Genomic DNA, 17,063 nt, shown 5'->3' on the forward strand with positions numbered 1-17,063 from the left:
CGGAGACGTCGGTCTCTGTGGCGAGGGAGCTTGCTCCCGCTGGAGCGCGAAGCGGTCCCAAAATGGCAGATACGGCTCTGTCTGACACAACTCGGATGAATGGTCTTGCGGCTGCTGCGCAACCGAGCGGGAGCAAGCTCCCTCGCCACAAGGTTTCCGGGCGGCATCTCCAGAAACAACAAAGCCGCCCGAAGGCGGCCTTGTCATGTTCCGGCTGAAGCTTAGTGCTTCTCGCCAGCCAGCTTGTGCTCGAGGTAGTGAATGTTCACCCCCCCTTTGCAGAAGCCTTCGTCACGGGTCAGATCACGGTGCAGCGGGATGTTGGTCTTGATCCCGTCGACAACGATCTCGTCCAGCGCATTACGCATGCGCGCCATGGCTTCGTCACGGGTTGCGCCGTAGGTGATCAGCTTGCCGATCAACGAGTCGTAGTTCGGCGGAACGGCATAGCCACTGTACAGGTGCGAATCGACGCGAACGCCGTTGCCGCCTGGTGCGTGGAAATGCTTGACCGTGCCTGGGCTCGGCATGAACGTTTTCGGGTCTTCGGCGTTGATCCGGCATTCCAGCGCGTGACCGCGGATGACCACGTCATCCTGGGTGAACGACAGCTTGTTGCCGGCGGCGATGCTGAGCATCTCCTTGACGATGTCGATGCCGGTGACCATTTCCGATACCGGGTGCTCTACCTGGACACGAGTGTTCATCTCGATGAAGTAGAAGCGGCCGTTCTCGTACAGGAACTCGAAAGTGCCGGCGCCACGGTAGCCGATGTCGATGCAAGCCTTGACGCAACGGGCGAGGACTTCCTCGCGCGCGTTCTCGTCGATACCCGGTGCCGGCGCTTCTTCGAGAACCTTCTGGTGACGACGTTGCAGCGAGCAGTCGCGGTCGCCCAGATGGATGGCGTGGCCCTGACCGTCGGAAAGCACCTGAACTTCCACGTGACGTGGGTTGGTCAGGAATTTTTCCAGATAGACCATCGGGTTGCCGAACGCTGCGCCCGCTTCGGAGCGGGTCAGTTTCGCCGAGGAGATCAGGTCTTCTTCTTTGTGCACCACGCGCATGCCACGACCACCGCCGCCGCCAGCGGCTTTGATGATCACCGGATAACCGACTTCGCGACCAATGCGCAGAGCGGTTTCTTCGTCTTCAGGCAGTGGGCCGTCGGAGCCCGGAACGGTTGGAACGCCAGCGGCGATCATGGCGTGCTTGGCCGATACCTTGTCGCCCATCAGGCGGATGGTATCGGCTTTCGGGCCAATGAACGCGAAACCGGAGTTCTCGACCTGTTCGGCAAAGTCGGCGTTTTCCGCAAGGAAGCCGTAGCCTGGGTGAATGGCGGTAGCGCCGGTCACTTCAGCAGCGGCGATGATGGCCGGAATGTGCAGGTAGGAGTGAGCGGCGGAGGCCGGACCGATGCAGACGGATTCGTCTGCCAGGCCCAGGTGCATCAGCTCTTTGTCGGCCTTGGAGTAAACGGCGACGGTCTTGATGCCCATTTCCTTGCAGGCACGCAGAATCCGCAGGGCGATCTCACCGCGGTTGGCGATCAGAACTTTTTCCAACTTCGCAGTCATCAAAGGCTCTCCGCGATTCAAACGATGGTGAACAGCGGTTGGTCGTACTCAACCGGCTGGCCGTCTTCGACGAGGATGGATTCGATCACACCGCTGGCTTCAGCTTCGATGTGGTTCATCATCTTCATGGCTTCGACGATGCACAGGGTGTCGCCTTTCTTCACGGTCTGGCCAACTTCAACGAAGGATGGCGAGGACGGCGAAGATTTGCGATAGAACGTGCCGACCATCGGCGAACGGGCAACATTGCCGTTCAGCGTTGGAGCCGCTGGAGCCGCAGGCGCAGCGGCAGCAACCGGAGCGGCGGCAGCAACTGGAGCCGGTGCCGGCGCATGCATCGGAGCCGGTGCATAGTACTGCTGAGCCGGCGTCTTGCTGTGACGGCTGATGCGTACGGACTCTTCGCCTTCCTTGATCTCAAGCTCGTCGATGCCGGACTCTTCCAGCAATTCGATCAATTTCTTAACTTTACGGATATCCATGAATCATCAACTCCCAAGGGTCGGTCAGGGGCGTTTAACGCTTGTTGTTCAAGCCGTTGCCTGTCTTTCAAGCTGCTCTAGTGCGGCCTCCAGGGCCAGTCGATAACCGCTGGCGCCAAGGCCGCAGATCACTCCCACCGCTACATCGGAGAAGTAAGAGTGATGGCGGAAAGGTTCGCGTTTATGCACGTTAGACAAATGCACTTCGATGAATGGGATGCTCACCGCCAGCAGCGCGTCACGTAACGCGACACTTGTATGCGTAAAAGCTGCTGGATTGATCAGAATGAAGTCCACACCTTCGCCGCGAGCAGCGTGGATGCGGTCAATCAATTCGTACTCGGCGTTGCTTTGCAGGTAAAGCAAATGGTGGCCGGCATTGCGCGCCCGCTGTTCCAGGTCCTGGTTGATTTGTGCCAGGGTGGTTGCACCATAGACGCCCGGTTCCCGGGTGCCGAGCAGGTTCAGGTTAGGGCCGTGCAAAACCAATAGGGTCGCCATCTGCTGCTCCTTTGTGATCCGTGTGCAATTGTCAGAACCCGGCGACTATGCCGCAAAGACTTTGTGACTGTCCAGTTCTATGCAATAGGCAGCACGATGGCCGATGTTTGCGCGAAATATGTGACCGGGTGATTAAATCCGGTCATTTGCTTTCGCAACACGTTCGGCGAAGTCCGTGGCGTTTATCTCGCCGATCACTCGCACATCGGTGCGTTCGACGCCGTCCCTGCCGAAAAACATCAGCGCCGGAGGGCCGAACAGCTTGTAGCGGTCGAGCAGGGCGCGCTGTTCGGTGTTGCTGGCGGTGATGTCGAAGCGGATCAGTCGATAGCCTTTGAGACGTTCGACGACGTTGGCATCGTTGAGCACTTCGTGTTCGATGACTTTGCAACTGATGCACCAGTCGGCGTACCAGTCGAGCAGCAGCGGCGTGCCGGAGGATTTGGCTTCGGCGAGGACGCGATCCAGTTCGGCTGGAGTGCTGATGGTTTGCCAGGTGCTGGCGATTGGCGCTTGCTGCTCGTTGCTGGCGACGAGGCGCGGCTGGCCAATGGGGTTGAATGGATCGGACTGACCGCTGAACGCGCCGTACCAACAGGCCAGTGCATAAAACAGCAGAAACATCCCCAGCAATTGCCCCAGGCGTTTTCTCGGCGGCTTATAGACAAACTCCAGCGCGCCCATGAACAAACCGACGCCACCGGCGAGCAAGCCGATCAACAGTAAAGTGATCTGGCCTGGCAATACTCGGCTGAGCAAACCGATCGCCAGCCCCAGCAAGAGCACACCAATCGCGTTTTTCACGTAGATCAGCCACGGCCCGCTTTTCGGCAACCAGGCCGCGCCGCCAGTCGCCACTAGCAACAGCGGTGCGCCCATGCCCAGGCCAAGCATGAACAGTTTCAATCCGCCGCCCAAGGCATCGCCGCTGGCGCTGATGTACAGCAGCGCACCGGCCAGGGGAGCCGAGACGCAGGGCGAAACCAGCAGGCTCGACACCACGCCCAGCACCGCCGCGCCCCACAGTGAGCCACCTTCGGTGCGCCCGGCGATCCGGTCCAGGCGGCTGCTGATGGCGTAGGGAAGTTTCAGTTCGAACACCCCGAACATCGCCAAGGCAAACACTGCGAAAAACATCGCGAACGGCACCAGCACCCAAGCCGATTGCAAGCGCGCCTGAAGATTAAGCTGTGCGCCGAACATGCCCATCAATGCACCCAACAGGGCGAAGCAGATGGCCATCGGCAGCACATAAGCCAGCGACAGGTTGAAGCCACGTAAACCGCCAATCTGCCCGCGCAGGACTACCCCGGAGAGGATCGGCAGCATCGGCAGCACACAGGGGGTGAAGGTCAGGCCGAGGCCTGCGAGGAAGAACAGCGCCAGTTCGCGCCAGCCCCAGGCTGTGGTCGTGGCACCGCTGCCATCTATACTCAGGCGCTCGGTCTCGGGCGGGTAGCACAGGCCTTTGTCGGCACAGCCTTGATAGGTCACGGCCAGCGTAAAGGCGCGGGAATCGGTGCGTGGCAGCTCTACATCGAGAATGCCGTGGTAAACCTCGACATCGCCGAAGTATTCATCGTGCTTTTGTTTGCCCTTGGGCAGTTGAGCCGCGCCGAGGCCAACGTCGGCCGGATCTGCGCGAAACTGGAAGCGATGGCGGTAGAGGTAATAACCCTCGGTGGCGACGAAACGCAGCTTGATCGATTGCGGCGTACTTTCTACCAGGCTCAACTGAAAGGCTTCGCGCACCGGCAGAAAGTCGGCGCTGTTGTTGATCGAACCCAGGGTGGAACTGGGGCGACTGTCCAGCAACCCGGCGGCGGAGGCCGGGAGGGCGAGCACTAAAAACAGCAGGCAGAGCAAACGGCGCATGACAATCTCGCGTATTGGAGGTGCGGGCATGATAGCTGAGTGTGCAATGTATGCGACTACGCCGATCTCCCGTAGGCGCTGCCAAAGGCTGCGATATTTTGACTTTGATCTTCAACGCTCGATCCGCCGCCAGGATCAACATCAAATGATCGCAGCCTTCGGCAGCTCCTGCAGGGGGGCAACTAGACGCGGAAGGCTTGAACGGCGGTATGCAACCGTCCGCCCAGCACCAGCAAATTCTCCCCTTGCTCACGCCCCTCGCCGATGCGCAGCAAGTTATCCCCACCCAATTGATGAATCCGCTCACTGTGATCGCGGATTTCGCTGACAGCGCCGCTCTGCTGGGCAGTGACATCGGCGATGCGCACGGCGGTGTCGGAAATGGTCTGGATCGCTCCGACGATTTTATCCAGCGCACCGTCGGCGGCCTGGGCCTGGTTGGCCGTGGCTTCGGCGTGTTCGACCTGGGCGCGCATGCCTTCGACCGATTGTCGCGCGGCGGTTTGCAGGCCGGCGATCAGTGTCTGAATCTCGGCGGTGGCACCGGCGGTGCGCTGCGCCAGTGAACGAACCTCTTCGGCCACCACCGCAAATCCCCGGCCCATCTCCCCGGCGCGGGCCGCCTCGATGGCGGCATTCAGCGCCAGCAGGTTGGTCTGATCGGCAATCGAGCGAATCACCGTCAGCACGCCGCCGATAGTCGCCGACTCTTCGGCCAGATGTTCGATCATCTGCGCGTTGCCTTGCACTTCACCCACCAGCGCATGCAGCCCGGTGAGGCTCAGGCCGATGACCTTCTGACCATGCTCCACCGCCAGCCCTGCATGACGACTGGCGTCCGCGGCCTGGCTGGCATCACCGGCGACTTGTTGAATCGTTGCTTCGAGTTCACCGAGAGAGTCGCGGATCAGCGCGGTGTCGCCGGCCTGATGCTCGGCGCCGCTGTGCAGGTCATTGCTCAATTCGGCCAGCGTCCGGCTGCTGCCGGCGACTTGCTCGGCATTGAGGCGAATGGTCCCCACCAGGTCGACCAGATAGGCACGCAAGCGATTGAGCGAAGCTTGAATGTCATGCAGTTCGCGGTTGGTCGCACCCAGTTGAATGTCGCGACTGAAGTCGCCCTCGGCCCAGATCGAAAGGGCTGGCGCCAGATTGGTCAGGGTTCGGGCCAGGCGTCGCTGTAAGGTATCGATGAGCAAGGCGATCAGCAGAATCAGCCCGATCATCACGCCCTGCATCAGCCGCACTTCGCCCTGGATTTGCCCGTGCTGGGCGCGCACTACCGGTTCCAGCCCGGCGATGGCCTGCTGCACGGCGGTGATTTTCAAGTGAGTCGCGGCGCCGAGGTCGGCGCGTTTCTGGATCTGTTCGCGCGTACGTGCCAGTTCAGTCGGGTAGCGGGTGAGCAGGCTGTTGAGTTCGCGCTTGAGGCTGACGCCGGCGTCTTCGGCGACGGCTTTCTCGGTGTTCTCCAGGCCCATCATGGCGGAGAAGTCATCGGTGTTCGATTCACTGCTGGCAGTCACCCCCAGCAGCGGCAAGCTGTTCAATTGTTCAGCCTGAACGCGGATGCTGGCGACTTCGCGCTCGACATCGGCGGCCAGTTCACTGCGCCCGCTGCTGACCAGTTTGTCCCGGGCCAAAGACAACTTGCCCAGATGCTGGGAAGCTGCGAGCAAAGGCGTCAGGTACGCCGCGTTGCCGTTGGCGTACTGGCTGAGCTGATCGAGGCTGGCACCGAGCTCGCGTTCAGCTTGCAACAGCAGGGCTTGTGGATCGCCGGCGAGTTTGCCGGCAGCCAGCAGGTCCGTCTTGCTGAACTCTTCCAGGCTCGACAGGCTGGGGTGCAAGGTATCGGCCAGGGGCGGAGGTAATTCGCCGAGCTCCTTTTGCAGGCTGTCGATGGCCTGGCTGGCGCTGCTCAGACGCAGGGCATCGCCGCTGGCCAGGTAATCCTCGACGTTGCGCGCCACTTCATTTTGAAACTGCTGGGACAGGCCCAGGTAACGCTCCATCAACAGATAGGGGCGTTCCAGGGCTTTTTGCGACCACCAGAGGGTCGCGCCGAGGGCCACGCACACGGCGACCAGAAGGAGGGTATTGAGATTGGTCAACAGCTTCAGGCGCATTGCGGACTACCAACGGCAGAATGGTAAGTGCCTGAAGTTATTGCGTTTCTGTTACAGCGTTATGACCGAATCGGTCGATTCCGATGAAAAAGTGGCACTTTGCTTTGACTCCCGCGCGGCTTGCACGCGGTTGCGTCCGGCGTCCTTGGCGCGGTACAGCGCCTCGTCTGCCTGTGTGGCCATCATCAGGCTGTCGGAGCCTTCGTGCAGTTCGACGACGCCGGCACTGAAGGTGCACCAGAGGTCCTGGGGCTGCGCGGGGTAGTGAATTTCCGCAAAGCGCTGACGGATTTCATCGAGCACCTTGTAGGCCGATTCAATATCGGTGTCCGGCATGACGATGGCGAACTCTTCACCGCCGTAACGGCCGATGAAGTCGCTCTTGCGCAACCGTTGCTTGAGGAACAGCGCCAGGCTCTTGATCACCCGGTCGCCCATGGGATGGCCGTGGCTGTCGTTGACCCGTTTGAAGTGGTCGATGTCGAGCATCGCAAAGCTCAGCGGCTTGTTTTCGCGACGGGCACGGAATGAACAGTCTTCGAGCAGCTGCAGGATATGGGTGTGGTTGTACAAGCCAGTCAGGCTGTCGCGCACCATCCGCGCTTTCAGATTGCGCGCCCGCGCCGCGCGGTTGCGCACGGTGGTGATCAGGTGGCGCGGCTTGATCGGTTTGGTCAGGAAGTCGTCGCCGCCCTCACTCATGGCGTCGAGCTGCTTGTCCAGATCGTCTTCGGCCGACAGATAAATGATCGGCACGCTGACATAGCGGTCGTTATGGCGGATTACCTTGGCCAGTTCCGTACCGGTGCAGGCCGGCATGTACATGTCGAGGATGATCAGGTCCGGCTGGAAATCCGCCAGCTCGGCCATGGCCTGGATCGGTTCGATCAAGGTCCGCGTGACGATCCCGGCGCTGTTGAGCAGGCGTTCGGTGTGCAAGGCCTGTGCGCGGGAGTCGTCGATGATCAGCACTTTATAAGGTTCGTACTGGGCGACGCAGGTCAGCACTTCGATCTTTTCCAGCAGGCTCGAGGCTTCGAGGGTGCCGGTGAGAAACTCCTGGCCGCCGGCGCGCACGGCGGCGAGGCGGGTCGGGGTGTCGGTTTCGTGCAGGCTGAAAAACAACAGCGGCAAGGGCTGCTCCAAGCCTTGCTGGGCTTCGGCCGCCAGTTTCAGGCCGATGCCGGCGCCGCTGAAGTCGACGTCCATGACAATCGCCGCCGGTAAGCGCTCGACCATCGAGGCGCGGAACGCGGCGACGCTGTCGAGGGCTTGGGCGCTGAGCCCGAAGAATTCAAGTTGCTTGGCCAGCCGTTCGGCCCGGTCGTGATCCTGCAGCATCACGTAGATCGGCTTGCGCAGCGGTGGCAGAAAGGTGTGTTCGAGCTGATCGCCATGGCGCAGGCCGGTGCGGGACAAGCGCTGCATCAGGCGGTTGAGGTCAGTGATCAATCCGCTGCTCAGGCGTCCGCGATTGGCGTCGACGGCCTCCAGCGACTGGCCGATATGACGGGCCAGCAGGGTGTGTTCCGGTTGTTCGAAACGTTCGGCAAAGCGCAGCAGGCGCAGATTGGCCTCGCTCAGCTCCGACAGGTCGGTGATGGACCATTCATTGCGTTGCAGACGTTGCCATATCTCAAGAATCTGACGTGCCTGATGAATTACCCGCTGGGCAAAGTGGTGCTTGAGGCGCTCACGGCTGGGGTCTTCTGGCTCGGTCATATCCTGACTACTAGTTAGGGTGCATGCTGAGATCGACTGGTGGCTCTATGCTAGCATCTCTTTTCAATTGCATGAGTGTCCTGCGTCAATAATCTGCAAAGCGACATCATTCAGTTCCCGACCGACTGGTCGCATAGGCTCAACGCTGTGCTTCATTTATAGTGATGGCTTCGATTGCAGTCATTGTAAGGCTCGCTGTGTCCCGCAGGATTTAATGCGCGGCAAATAAGGCACGATGGCGTAGGGTTGTAGTCGAACCGATGAACTCAAGTGATTGAAAGGATATCGCCATGCTGGACTGGAAGAACCGCACGGGCAGCGCGCCTGAGCGTGCCGCTGAACCGAAATCGGCCACCCGCAGTTATTTTGGTGGCCTGTTGTTCAGCCGGGCGCTGGCCACTCTGATTTGCCTTTACTTGTTGGTGGCTATCGCGCTGGGCTGGTACTGGAGCCAGGAACCCGCGCTGTTCCCGGTTCAGCAGAATGCCCAGATGGCAGCTGAGAAAGAAGGTAAGCAGATGGTGGTCGGGTACACCACGGTGGAAACCCTCAAGACCGTCGCCGGTACCTTGCTGACCAAACCGGGTGGCTATATTTCCAACGACCGTTTCCCGCCGGGCCTGTGGATGGACAATATGCCGAGCTGGGAATATGGCGTGCTGGTCCAGGTCCGCGACCTGAGCCGTGCGCTGCGTAAAGACTTCGCCCGTTCCCAGTCGCAGTCCGCCGAAGACGCCGACCTGGCCAAGGCCGAGCCGCGCTTCAACTTCGACAACAAGAGCTGGGTGTTGCCATCCAGTGAGTCCGAGTATCAGGAAGGCATCAACTCCCTGAGCCGCTATCAGGCACGCCTGTCGGGGCCTGACCAGAAGAGCGCGCTGTTCTACGCCCGCGCCGACAACCTGAACAACTGGCTGGGTGATGTAGGGACCCGTCTGGGCTCGCTGTCGCAACGGCTGTCGGCCAGCGTTGGTCGGGTCAAGCTCAACACTGCGCTGAAAACCGAAATCCCGGCGCTCGGCCAGGTGCCGCAGGTTGACGAAGAAGTCGTTGAAACCCCGTGGATGCAGATCGATAACGTGTTCTACGAAGCCCGTGGTCAGGCCTGGGCATTGTCCCATCTGCTGCGCGCCATCGAAGTCGACTTCGCCGATGTGCTGGCGAAGAAAAACGCTACGGTCAGCGTGCGCCAGATCATCCGTGAGCTGGAGGCTTCGCAAGAGCCGGTCTGGAGCCCGATGATCCTCAACGGCAGCGGCTTCGGTGTGCTGGCCAACCACTCGCTGGTCATGGCCAATTACATCTCCCGGGCCAACGCCGCGGTGATCGACTTGCGTCAACTGCTCAATCAGGGCTGAGTCATGGTAGATAGCGCTAAAGAGGCCGCCCACCGCGCGGCCTCCGATGCCGAACAGATCGCCTGGGTCGACGAGCGGGACAACCTGCTCGGCGCCCTGGTGCGCTCCGACCTGCGTGAGCGTGGGCTGATCGGGCGCGGCACCTACATCATGCTGTTCAATTCTGCCGGTGAGCTGTGCGTTCACCGGCGCACCCTGAGCAAGGCGATTTATCCCGGTTATTGGGACGTGGCGGCCGGCGGCATGGTGCTGGCCACCGAGACCTACGCCGAATCGGCGGCCCGTGAGCTGGAAGAAGAGCTGGGGGTGAGCGGTGTGGAACTGACCGCCCACGATCACTTTTTCTTCGAGGACACCGGCAACCGGCTCTGGTGTTCGGCGTTTTCGGCGGTGTGGGACGGCCCATTGATCCTGCAGCCGGAAGAGGTGCTGGAAGCGCGCTTTATCCCGATCGATCAGGTCCTGCTGGAAATCCAGCAAAAGCCGTACTGCCCGGACTCTTTGGCAGCCCTGAAGCGCTATCTTCGCGCCCAAGGGGATGACGTCGCAAAAGAGCTGTAAATTGGCGCCGATTGGCTCTTAGCAAGTCGGCTTTTTGCCGTTACACTGCGCGACCTTTTCAAGCTGAACCGGCAGTGCCCGGCTCAGTAGCGCTGCCCCTGCCTGAGTGGGGCTTCGCGGTCGATAACCTTGCCCAAGGTTGCGATCAGTCTTTGTCCTCCCAAGAGGATTGCCGGTGGCCAAAAAAGCCGCATCCTTCGCCGCCCTTGGTGGCCTGGTATTTTCCACCGACGCAGGTCGTCATTGCCCGGAATGCAGTAAACCGGTGGATGCCTGCATCTGCAAACAAACCGTTATCCCGGCCGGCGACGGCATCGCTCGCGTGCGTCGTGAAAGCAAGGGCCGTGGCGGCAAGACGGTGACGACCATCACCGGCGTGCCGCTGGCCGAAGACGCGCTCAAGGAACTGGCCACCACGTTGAAGAAACGTTGTGGGACCGGTGGGGCGTTGAAAGACGGGATCATCGAAATCCAGGGCGATCATGTCGAGCTACTCTTGGCTGAGCTGATCAAACACGGTTTCAAAGCGAAGAAGTCCGGCGGCTAGCAGCCTCTGTGAAAACCACCCGCGGCTTGATCCAGTCCTGATTTCATTCTGGTCTGGCGTCGTCTCCATGGTTTTCACAGAGCCTGTTCAAGACCGGTTTCTAAACTCACTGCGGTCAGCGAGGTCTACCCCCTCGTTGACGAAACGTCATTTTCATTCTTTAGACTGCGCCGGCCTGAACTCAAGGCGACGCTCTATGACTTCTTTATAGGGGACTTCGATGTCCGTAAGACGCACACGCAAAGACGATGGCAGCCAATGGACAGTTGCGGACAGCCGCAGTGTTTACGGGATTCGCCATTGGGGGGCCGGGTATTTCGCGATCAATGACGCCGGTCGCGTCGAAGTTCGTCCGAACGGCCCGACCAGTTCGCCTATCGACCTGTTCGAGCAAGTCGACCAACTGCGCAAAAGCGGTTTGTCCTTGCCGCTGCTGGTGCGTTTCCCAGACATCCTGCAAGACCGCGTGCGTCAGCTGACCGGTGCGTTCGACGCCAACATCGAGCGCCTGGAATACCAGAGCAAGTACACCGCGCTGTACCCGATCAAGGTCAACCAGCAGGAAGCGGTGATCGAGAACATCATCGCTACCCAGAACGTATCGATCGGTCTGGAAGCCGGCTCCAAGCCTGAGCTGCTGGCGGTACTGGCGCTGGCGCCGAAGGGCGGCACCATTGTCTGCAACGGTTACAAGGACCGTGAGTTCATCCGTCTGGCGCTGATGGGCCAGAAGCTGGGCCACAACGTGTTCATCGTGATCGAGAAAGAATCCGAAGTCGGTCTGGTGATCGAAGAAGCGGCGTCGCTCAAGGTCAAGCCTCAGGTCGGCCTGCGTGTGCGTCTGTCGTCCCTGGCGTCGAGCAAGTGGGCAGACACCGGTGGCGAAAAATCCAAGTTCGGCCTGTCGGCGGCGCAACTGCTGTCGGTGGTCGAGCGTTTCCGTGCCGCTGGCCTGGACCAGGGCATTCGCCTGCTGCACTTCCACATGGGTTCGCAGATCGCCAACCTGGCGGACTACCAGCACGGCTTCAAGGAAGCGATTCGTTACTACGGCGAACTGCGCAACCTTGGCCTGCCGGTCGATCACATCGACGTCGGCGGCGGTTTGGGCGTGGACTACGACGGTACTCACTCGCGTAACGCCAGTTCGATCAACTACGACATGGACGATTACGCCGGTGTCGTGGTCGGGATGCTCAAGGAATTCTGCGACGCGCAGAGCCTGCCGCACCCGAACATCTTCTCTGAAAGCGGCCGCTCCCTGACCGCCCACCACGCGATGCTGGTGGTGCAGGTGACCGACGTCGAGAAACACAACGACGACGTGCCGAAGATCGACAACAAGGAAGAACTGCCGGAAACCGTGCAGTGGCTGGTTGACCTGCTCGGCCCGACCGACATCGAAATGGTCACCGAGACCTACTGGCGCGCCACGCACTACATGAGTGACGTGGCCACCCAATACGCCGATGGCAAGCTGACCCTGGCGCAAAAAGCCCTGGCCGAGCAATGCTACTTCGCCGTTTGCCGCCGCCTGCACAACTCGTTGAAGGCCCGTCAGCGTTCCCACCGTCAGGTGCTCGACGAACTCAACGACAAGCTGGCCGACAAGTACATCTGCAACTTCTCGGTATTCCAGAGCCTGCCGGACACCTGGGCCATCGGCCAGGTCCTGCCGATCCTGCCGCTGCACCGTCTCGACGAAGAGCCGCTGCGCCGTGCAGTGCTGCAAGACTTGACCTGCGACTCCGACGGCAAGATCAAGCAGTACGTCGACGAGCAGAGCATCGAGACCAGCCTGCCGGTGCATGGTCTGAACGAGGGTGAAGACTACCTGTTGGGGATCTTCCTGGTCGGTGCCTACCAGGAAATTCTTGGCGACATGCACAACCTGTTCGGTGACACCGACTCGGTGAACATCTATCAGAATGCTGACGGCAGCGTGTACCACGCTGGTATCGAAACCCACGACACCATCGAAGACATGCTGCGTTACGTGCACTTGTCGCCGGAAGAGCTGATGACTCACTACCGCGACAAGTGCGCCAGTGCCCGCATCAGCGCCAGCGAGCGCACCCAGTTCCTTGATGCCTTGCGTCTGGGCCTGACCCGTTCGTCTTACCTGTCTTCTTGAGGTAGGGCACCGCGCCCATCAGGTTGTCTGAAATTTCTCCGTAGGTTGCGGAAATTTCAGATGACCTGGTGCGGGGCTTCTCTTTTGTCACGCGAAATAGCCCACATACCGAGCAATCCAAGCGATGTGGTCTTCTTTTCGCGTAGGTCATTTCCTAAGTTGTACTTCGGCACTCTACTCGGCCATGTCTCTCAGCGAGAATCCCCGGCCGCCCCTCCTGTAGAGAATCGCCGATGTTCGATTCAGTCAACGAGCCGTCATTTCGTCTGGATATAGCGGGTCTTGCCGACCCCTTTGAGGTCTTGACCTTTACCGGTAGTGAAGCGATCAGCGAGCCTTTTGCGTTCGACGTGGATCTACTGAACGATGACCCGACACTGGACCTTGCAAGCCTGCTGTACCGCTCGGCCTTTTTGCACTTCGGGCCGCAGGGGGAGGGTATTCACGGACAGTTGCTTGGCCTCGTTCAACCCGGCCATGGCAATGAGCCCAGGCTTTGTCGCGTGCGTCTGGGTCCCAGGCTTGCTTGCCTGGCCCAGCGCTTCAATCAGCGAATTTTCAGCGATCGCTCGGTGCCGGACATTCTCGCCCAGGTTCTCAAGGAGCACGGCATTGCCGGCAAGGATCGTCGTTTCGACCTGAACGGCGATTACCCGTCCCGTGATTTCTGCACGCAGTACCGGGAGTCGGACCTGCAGTTTTTCCAGCGTCTATGCGCCCAGGAGCGGCTTCATTACTACTTCGAGCACCGTACGCGCGGGCATTGTCTGGTCTTGGGCGACGGTCCGGGGCAGTTTCGCCGTGGCGAAGAGAGGGTCTTCGAGGATGTGAGCGAACGACCGGGAGTGCATCAGTTCAAGCTTCATGGCTGCGGGCAGATTGCCGAGGGGCAGACGAACCTGCCAACGCTGCGCAGCGGTCAACTGATGCCGTTGTCCGGTCATCCGTATGCGGACTGGAATCGTCTCTGGCTAGTGACCCATGTCGAGCATCAGGGAGGACAACAGCCAGATTTTTTGTATCGCAACCAGCTGCGCGTCGTTGCGCAGGAGGTGCCTTACATCGCGGTTCATCCCGTTGTGAAACCCAGGATGCACAGCCTGCAAAGGGGATGGGTAGTCGACGTCGGTGAATCTCGCCCCGATCCCGGCAGATCGGTCGCCGTGCAGTTTGACTGGCTATATCAGGGCGAAGGCGCAGCCCCCAGCCACTGTTGGTTGCCGTTGTCTGGCGAGCTGGAAAGCGCGGGTGTCATGCCCTTGAGTGAGGGCACGCAAGTGCTGGTGAGCTTTATCGAAGGTGATCCTGATCAACCGTTGATCAGCGGATTTCTTCCCGGTGCACCGTCCAGCGCAGAGCCGGGCATGGTCGAGCTGCTATCCGCCTCGACCACTGAAGCCAGCCGCGCGGTTGATGGTTTATTGGGCTTGCTGCAATCCAGCGAACCCTTGGTACTCCTGTGTTTGCTGCCAGGTGGGGGCAGTTTCAGTCATTGCGCGCAATCCTTATGCACTTGCCGGGCAGCGACGCAGCTTGGCCAGAGCGGTGCGGCATGATTGCCGTTCAGGCGCCCGACTCGACCCCGCAATGGCTGTTGCTCGATGTGCCGGGCGTGCCTCAGGCCGGTGCGATGTTGCGGCAACAGTTTGCTCATGTCCGATGGTTCTGGCTGTTCGAAGGCACCGAGTTTCATCCGTTGCGTGAGCAGGGGCCAGTGTTGGTCGACCTTCGCGAATGCCCGGCACTCGCCGAGCTGTACTCAAGTGAGCCGCATACATGGGCCGGGTTGCTGCTGGTCAGTGAAGCCTCTTCATCACAACTGCTGGAGCATTTGCGCCGCATGCTCACCGTCACCTTCAGCCTGCATCACCGGGCCTTGTTGAGTTACTACAACCCTCAAACGGCGAGTTACTTTTTCGATGCCTGCGATGCGCAGGAGCTGAGTCGCTGGCTCGGTCCGATCGATCAGTTACGCTGGTTCGGCGGCACTTGGGCCGATCGGGCCATTGGCTGTCTGGGCTGGCAACAGTTGTTCAATCCACGGCTTGCCGTCAGGCCGCTGGCCATCGAAGAAAACCTCAGCTCGCGTCAGCGAGACAGCTTGCAGACCTGCCTGCTGGAGCAGCATGCCTGGCGCTGGAGCCGATCCACCGGCACCGACTACAACAGCTTGTGGGCTCACCTGCAGGAAGGGCTGGCGCTGGGTTTCAGTGAGCGCTCGGTGCTCGATGGCTGGTTATGGCTGCGCTTGCAGCACCCTGACGCCGTGCCAGGGCAGTCGTTATCGGGAACCACCCAGCAGGAGCGTCTCGATAGCCTGCGCAACCTGTGGCAGAACGATCAACCCTGAACGGGTTGAAGGTATGTCGCTCGTCATCCTTTTAACCAGCCGTCGTTCTTGCGCAAGTACCAGGCGAATGTGCCAAGGGTCAGGCTGCGCAGCACCATGAACAGCAGGAAGGTTATCCACAGTCCATGGTTGCCCAAGCCTTGCAGTATCCAGGCGAAGGGCAGTAGCAGGATCACGGTCAACAGCATGCCGTTGCGCATTTCCCGGGCGCGGGTGGCGCCGATGAACAGGCCGTCGAGCAGGTAACTCCAGACCGCAATCAGCGGCAGCGCGGCGAGGTACGGCAGGTAGATGAAGGCGGTGTCGCGCACGCTCTGGATGTTGGTCTGCATCTGGATGAACAGGTGCCCGGCGTACAGAAACAGCAAGGCGAACCCCAGGCTTGCCAGCAGCGACCAACCGCACGCCACCACCAGTGAGCGGCGCAGGGCATCACGGTCGCGAGCGCCGATGGCGTGTCCGCACAGGGCTTCCACGGCGTGGGCCAGACCGTCCAGCGCATGGGCGGTCAGCAGCAGGCCGTTGAGCAGCAGCGCATTGGCGGCGACCGTGGCATCGCCCAGTCGTGCACCCTGCACGGTGATCAGGAAGAACACCGACTGCAACGCCAGGCTGCGGATGAAAATATCGCGGTTGACCGCCAACAATGGGCGCCAGCTCTGCCACAACGCCAATGCGGCCCAGGCGATATGGCCGGGATAGGCGCGCAGGGCTTTGCGGGTCATGAATAGGCCGATCAATGCGCCGGTCCACTCGGCGATCACCGAGGCCCGTGCCGCGCCGACCACTCCCCACTCCAGGCCAAGCACAAACCACAGGTTGAGTGCGATGTTGACCAGGTTGGTGCTCAGCAGAATCGCCAGCGGAGCCCGGGCATTCTGGGTGCCGAGAAACCAGCCGACCAGCGCATAACTGGCCAGCGCCGCCGGCAGCCCGAACAGCCGTGTGTGGAAAAACTCGCGGGTCAGTTGATCCAGCTCCGCCGACGGTTGCATGAAGTGCAACGCGACCCCGCTCAACGGCACGCCCAACGCCCCCAACAAAATGGCCAGGCCCATGGCCAACAACAGACCTTGCAGCAAAATCTGCCGCAACGCAGCGCCATCCCCACGCCCTGCAGCCTGGGCGGCAAATCCGGTGGAGCCCATGCGCAGAAAGCCCATGGCCCAGGCAAGAAAGGTATACAGACTGGCGCCCACCGCGACGGCGCCGAGCTGATGAGCATAGGGCAGGTGACCGATGACGGTACTGTCGACCAGCGCCACCAGCGGTACGGAAATGTTCGAGAGAATCATCGGGGCGGCGAGCGCCCAGACGCGGCGATGGGTCGGACGGTCGCGCCAGTCGGCAATCAGGTTGGACATGCAGGCTCCTTGGGGGCGCCTGCATTGTAGCGACGAACTCGGAATCCGCATCAATCCATTGTGGAAGCGAGCCTGTGTGGCTGCCTTAGTGAATGATCCAGCTCAGTAACCACAACCCCAGCAGCAACCAGATAATCCCCATGATGATCGACGCGTTCATGAAGGCGCGGATCGCCGACCACAGCAGCATCAGCCCGAGGATCAAGGTGATGATGCTGATGATCGAGGTTTCCATGCCCAATGCCTGGGCCAGCCCTTCGACAAAATTGCTGCCGGCGTTGCTCAACAGGTTGAACAGGCCACTGAGGGTGTCGATGATAAAACGGATGACCGAACCGATTGCCTGGCCGAGCCATTCGAAAAAGCTGTCTACCTGCATGTGTACGTCCTGATGGAGTGGTGGCGTGGTTGCCGGATCCGAGCCTTGGGCTATTGATCGTGCTCCCGGGTTCCCGTGGAA

The 17,063-nt window shown here is 60.6% G+C and carries 13 protein-coding genes and 1 pseudogene; 6 read left to right on the forward strand and 8 right to left on the reverse strand.

Annotated features, from left to right (window positions below):
• Positions 1–221 precede the first annotated feature (221 nt).
• The 6 genes and pseudogenes from accC to gcbA all read right to left on the reverse strand — a co-directional run bounded on the left by accC (position 222) and on the right by gcbA (position 8,289).
• Positions 222–1,580: an acetyl-CoA carboxylase biotin carboxylase subunit gene (gene accC / locus LOY28_RS03010; RefSeq protein WP_018928422.1), complete on the reverse strand. Its 1,359-nt coding sequence runs from the start codon at positions 1,578–1,580 to the stop codon at positions 222–224.
• Between the two features lie 17 nt (positions 1,581–1,597).
• Entirely contained in the window at positions 1,598–2,062 is a 465-nt protein-coding gene (gene accB / locus LOY28_RS03015) for an acetyl-CoA carboxylase biotin carboxyl carrier protein (protein ID WP_018928421.1), read from the reverse strand.
• Between the two features lie 48 nt (positions 2,063–2,110).
• Positions 2,111–2,563, reverse strand: a complete 453-nt coding sequence (gene aroQ / locus LOY28_RS03020; protein ID WP_007937215.1) for a type II 3-dehydroquinate dehydratase — start codon at positions 2,561–2,563, stop codon at positions 2,111–2,113.
• A 132-nt stretch (positions 2,564–2,695) separates the two neighbouring features.
• A complete protein-coding gene (locus LOY28_RS03025) occupies positions 2,696–4,438 on the reverse strand; it encodes a protein-disulfide reductase DsbD (RefSeq protein WP_258613040.1) in 1,743 nt (580 codons plus the stop codon).
• Positions 4,439–4,620: 182 nt separating this feature from the next.
• Positions 4,621–5,127, reverse strand: a pseudogene (locus LOY28_RS29995) (methyl-accepting chemotaxis protein); the annotation flags it as partial.
• A 1,491-nt stretch (positions 5,128–6,618) separates the two neighbouring features.
• Positions 6,619–8,289 (reverse strand): diguanylate cyclase GcbA, encoded by a 1,671-nt coding sequence (gcbA, locus tag LOY28_RS03035; RefSeq protein ID WP_018928418.1) that lies wholly within the window; start codon positions 8,287–8,289, stop codon positions 6,619–6,621.
• Between the two features lie 290 nt (positions 8,290–8,579).
• Between gcbA and LOY28_RS03040 the strand changes: the two genes are divergently transcribed.
• From LOY28_RS03040 to LOY28_RS03065, 6 genes are all read left to right on the forward strand, one after another.
• Positions 8,580–9,647, forward strand: coding sequence for a DUF2333 family protein (locus LOY28_RS03040; protein ID WP_064616066.1), 1,068 nt, complete (start codon positions 8,580–8,582; stop codon positions 9,645–9,647).
• 3 nt (positions 9,648–9,650) lie between these two features.
• Entirely contained in the window at positions 9,651–10,208 is a 558-nt protein-coding gene (locus LOY28_RS03045; protein ID WP_018928416.1) for an NUDIX hydrolase, read from the forward strand.
• A 175-nt stretch (positions 10,209–10,383) separates the two neighbouring features.
• Entirely contained in the window at positions 10,384–10,755 is a 372-nt protein-coding gene (locus LOY28_RS03050; RefSeq protein WP_007914613.1) for a translation initiation factor Sui1, read from the forward strand.
• 220 nt (positions 10,756–10,975) lie between these two features.
• Entirely contained in the window at positions 10,976–12,889 is a 1,914-nt protein-coding gene (gene speA / locus LOY28_RS03055; protein WP_018928415.1) for an arginine decarboxylase, read from the forward strand.
• A 233-nt stretch (positions 12,890–13,122) separates the two neighbouring features.
• Entirely contained in the window at positions 13,123–14,445 is a 1,323-nt protein-coding gene (locus tag LOY28_RS03060; protein WP_258613042.1) for a contractile injection system protein, VgrG/Pvc8 family, read from the forward strand.
• Positions 14,442–15,239: a DUF4123 domain-containing protein gene (locus LOY28_RS03065; RefSeq protein ID WP_258613043.1), complete on the forward strand. Its 798-nt coding sequence runs from the start codon at positions 14,442–14,444 to the stop codon at positions 15,237–15,239. Before LOY28_RS03060 ends, LOY28_RS03065 begins: the two co-directional genes overlap by 4 nt.
• Positions 15,240–15,262: 23 nt before the next feature.
• On the opposite strand, the gene LOY28_RS03070 is transcribed toward LOY28_RS03065, so the two are convergent.
• Both LOY28_RS03070 and LOY28_RS03075 read right to left on the reverse strand, forming a co-directional pair.
• Entirely contained in the window at positions 15,263–16,603 is a 1,341-nt protein-coding gene (locus tag LOY28_RS03070; RefSeq protein ID WP_018928412.1) for an MATE family efflux transporter, read from the reverse strand.
• Positions 16,604–16,688: 85 nt separating this feature from the next.
• Positions 16,689–16,982, reverse strand: a complete 294-nt coding sequence (locus LOY28_RS03075) for a hypothetical protein (protein ID WP_018928411.1) — start codon at positions 16,980–16,982, stop codon at positions 16,689–16,691.
• Positions 16,983–17,063 lie beyond the last annotated feature (81 nt).

Source organism: Pseudomonas sp. B21-017 (genome assembly GCF_024749245.1).
Taxonomy (GTDB): domain Bacteria; phylum Pseudomonadota; class Gammaproteobacteria; order Pseudomonadales; family Pseudomonadaceae; genus Aquipseudomonas.

What these genes read in the sequence shown, in the direction of transcription:
- accC (WP_018928422.1), bottom strand. Translation starts at nt 1,580, where the DNA reads ATGACTGCGAAGTTGGAAAAAGTTCTGATCGCCAACCGCGGTGAGATC.
- accB (WP_018928421.1), bottom strand. Translation starts at nt 2,062, where the DNA reads ATGGATATCCGTAAAGTTAAGAAATTGATCGAATTGCTGGAAGAGTCC.
- aroQ (WP_007937215.1), bottom strand. Translation starts at nt 2,563, where the DNA reads ATGGCGACCCTATTGGTTTTGCACGGCCCTAACCTGAACCTGCTCGGC.
- LOY28_RS03025 (WP_258613040.1), bottom strand. Translation starts at nt 4,438, where the DNA reads ATGCGCCGTTTGCTCTGCCTGCTGTTTTTAGTGCTCGCCCTCCCGGCC.
- gcbA (WP_018928418.1), bottom strand. Translation starts at nt 8,289, where the DNA reads ATGACCGAGCCAGAAGACCCCAGCCGTGAGCGCCTCAAGCACCACTTT.
- LOY28_RS03040 (WP_064616066.1), top strand. Translation starts at nt 8,580, where the DNA reads ATGCTGGACTGGAAGAACCGCACGGGCAGCGCGCCTGAGCGTGCCGCT.
- LOY28_RS03045 (WP_018928416.1), top strand. Translation starts at nt 9,651, where the DNA reads ATGGTAGATAGCGCTAAAGAGGCCGCCCACCGCGCGGCCTCCGATGCC.
- speA (WP_018928415.1), top strand. Translation starts at nt 10,976, where the DNA reads ATGTCCGTAAGACGCACACGCAAAGACGATGGCAGCCAATGGACAGTT.
- LOY28_RS03060 (WP_258613042.1), top strand. Translation starts at nt 13,123, where the DNA reads ATGTTCGATTCAGTCAACGAGCCGTCATTTCGTCTGGATATAGCGGGT.
- LOY28_RS03065 (WP_258613043.1), top strand. Translation starts at nt 14,442, where the DNA reads ATGATTGCCGTTCAGGCGCCCGACTCGACCCCGCAATGGCTGTTGCTC.
- LOY28_RS03070 (WP_018928412.1), bottom strand. Translation starts at nt 16,603, where the DNA reads ATGTCCAACCTGATTGCCGACTGGCGCGACCGTCCGACCCATCGCCGC.
- LOY28_RS03075 (WP_018928411.1), bottom strand. Translation starts at nt 16,982, where the DNA reads ATGCAGGTAGACAGCTTTTTCGAATGGCTCGGCCAGGCAATCGGTTCG.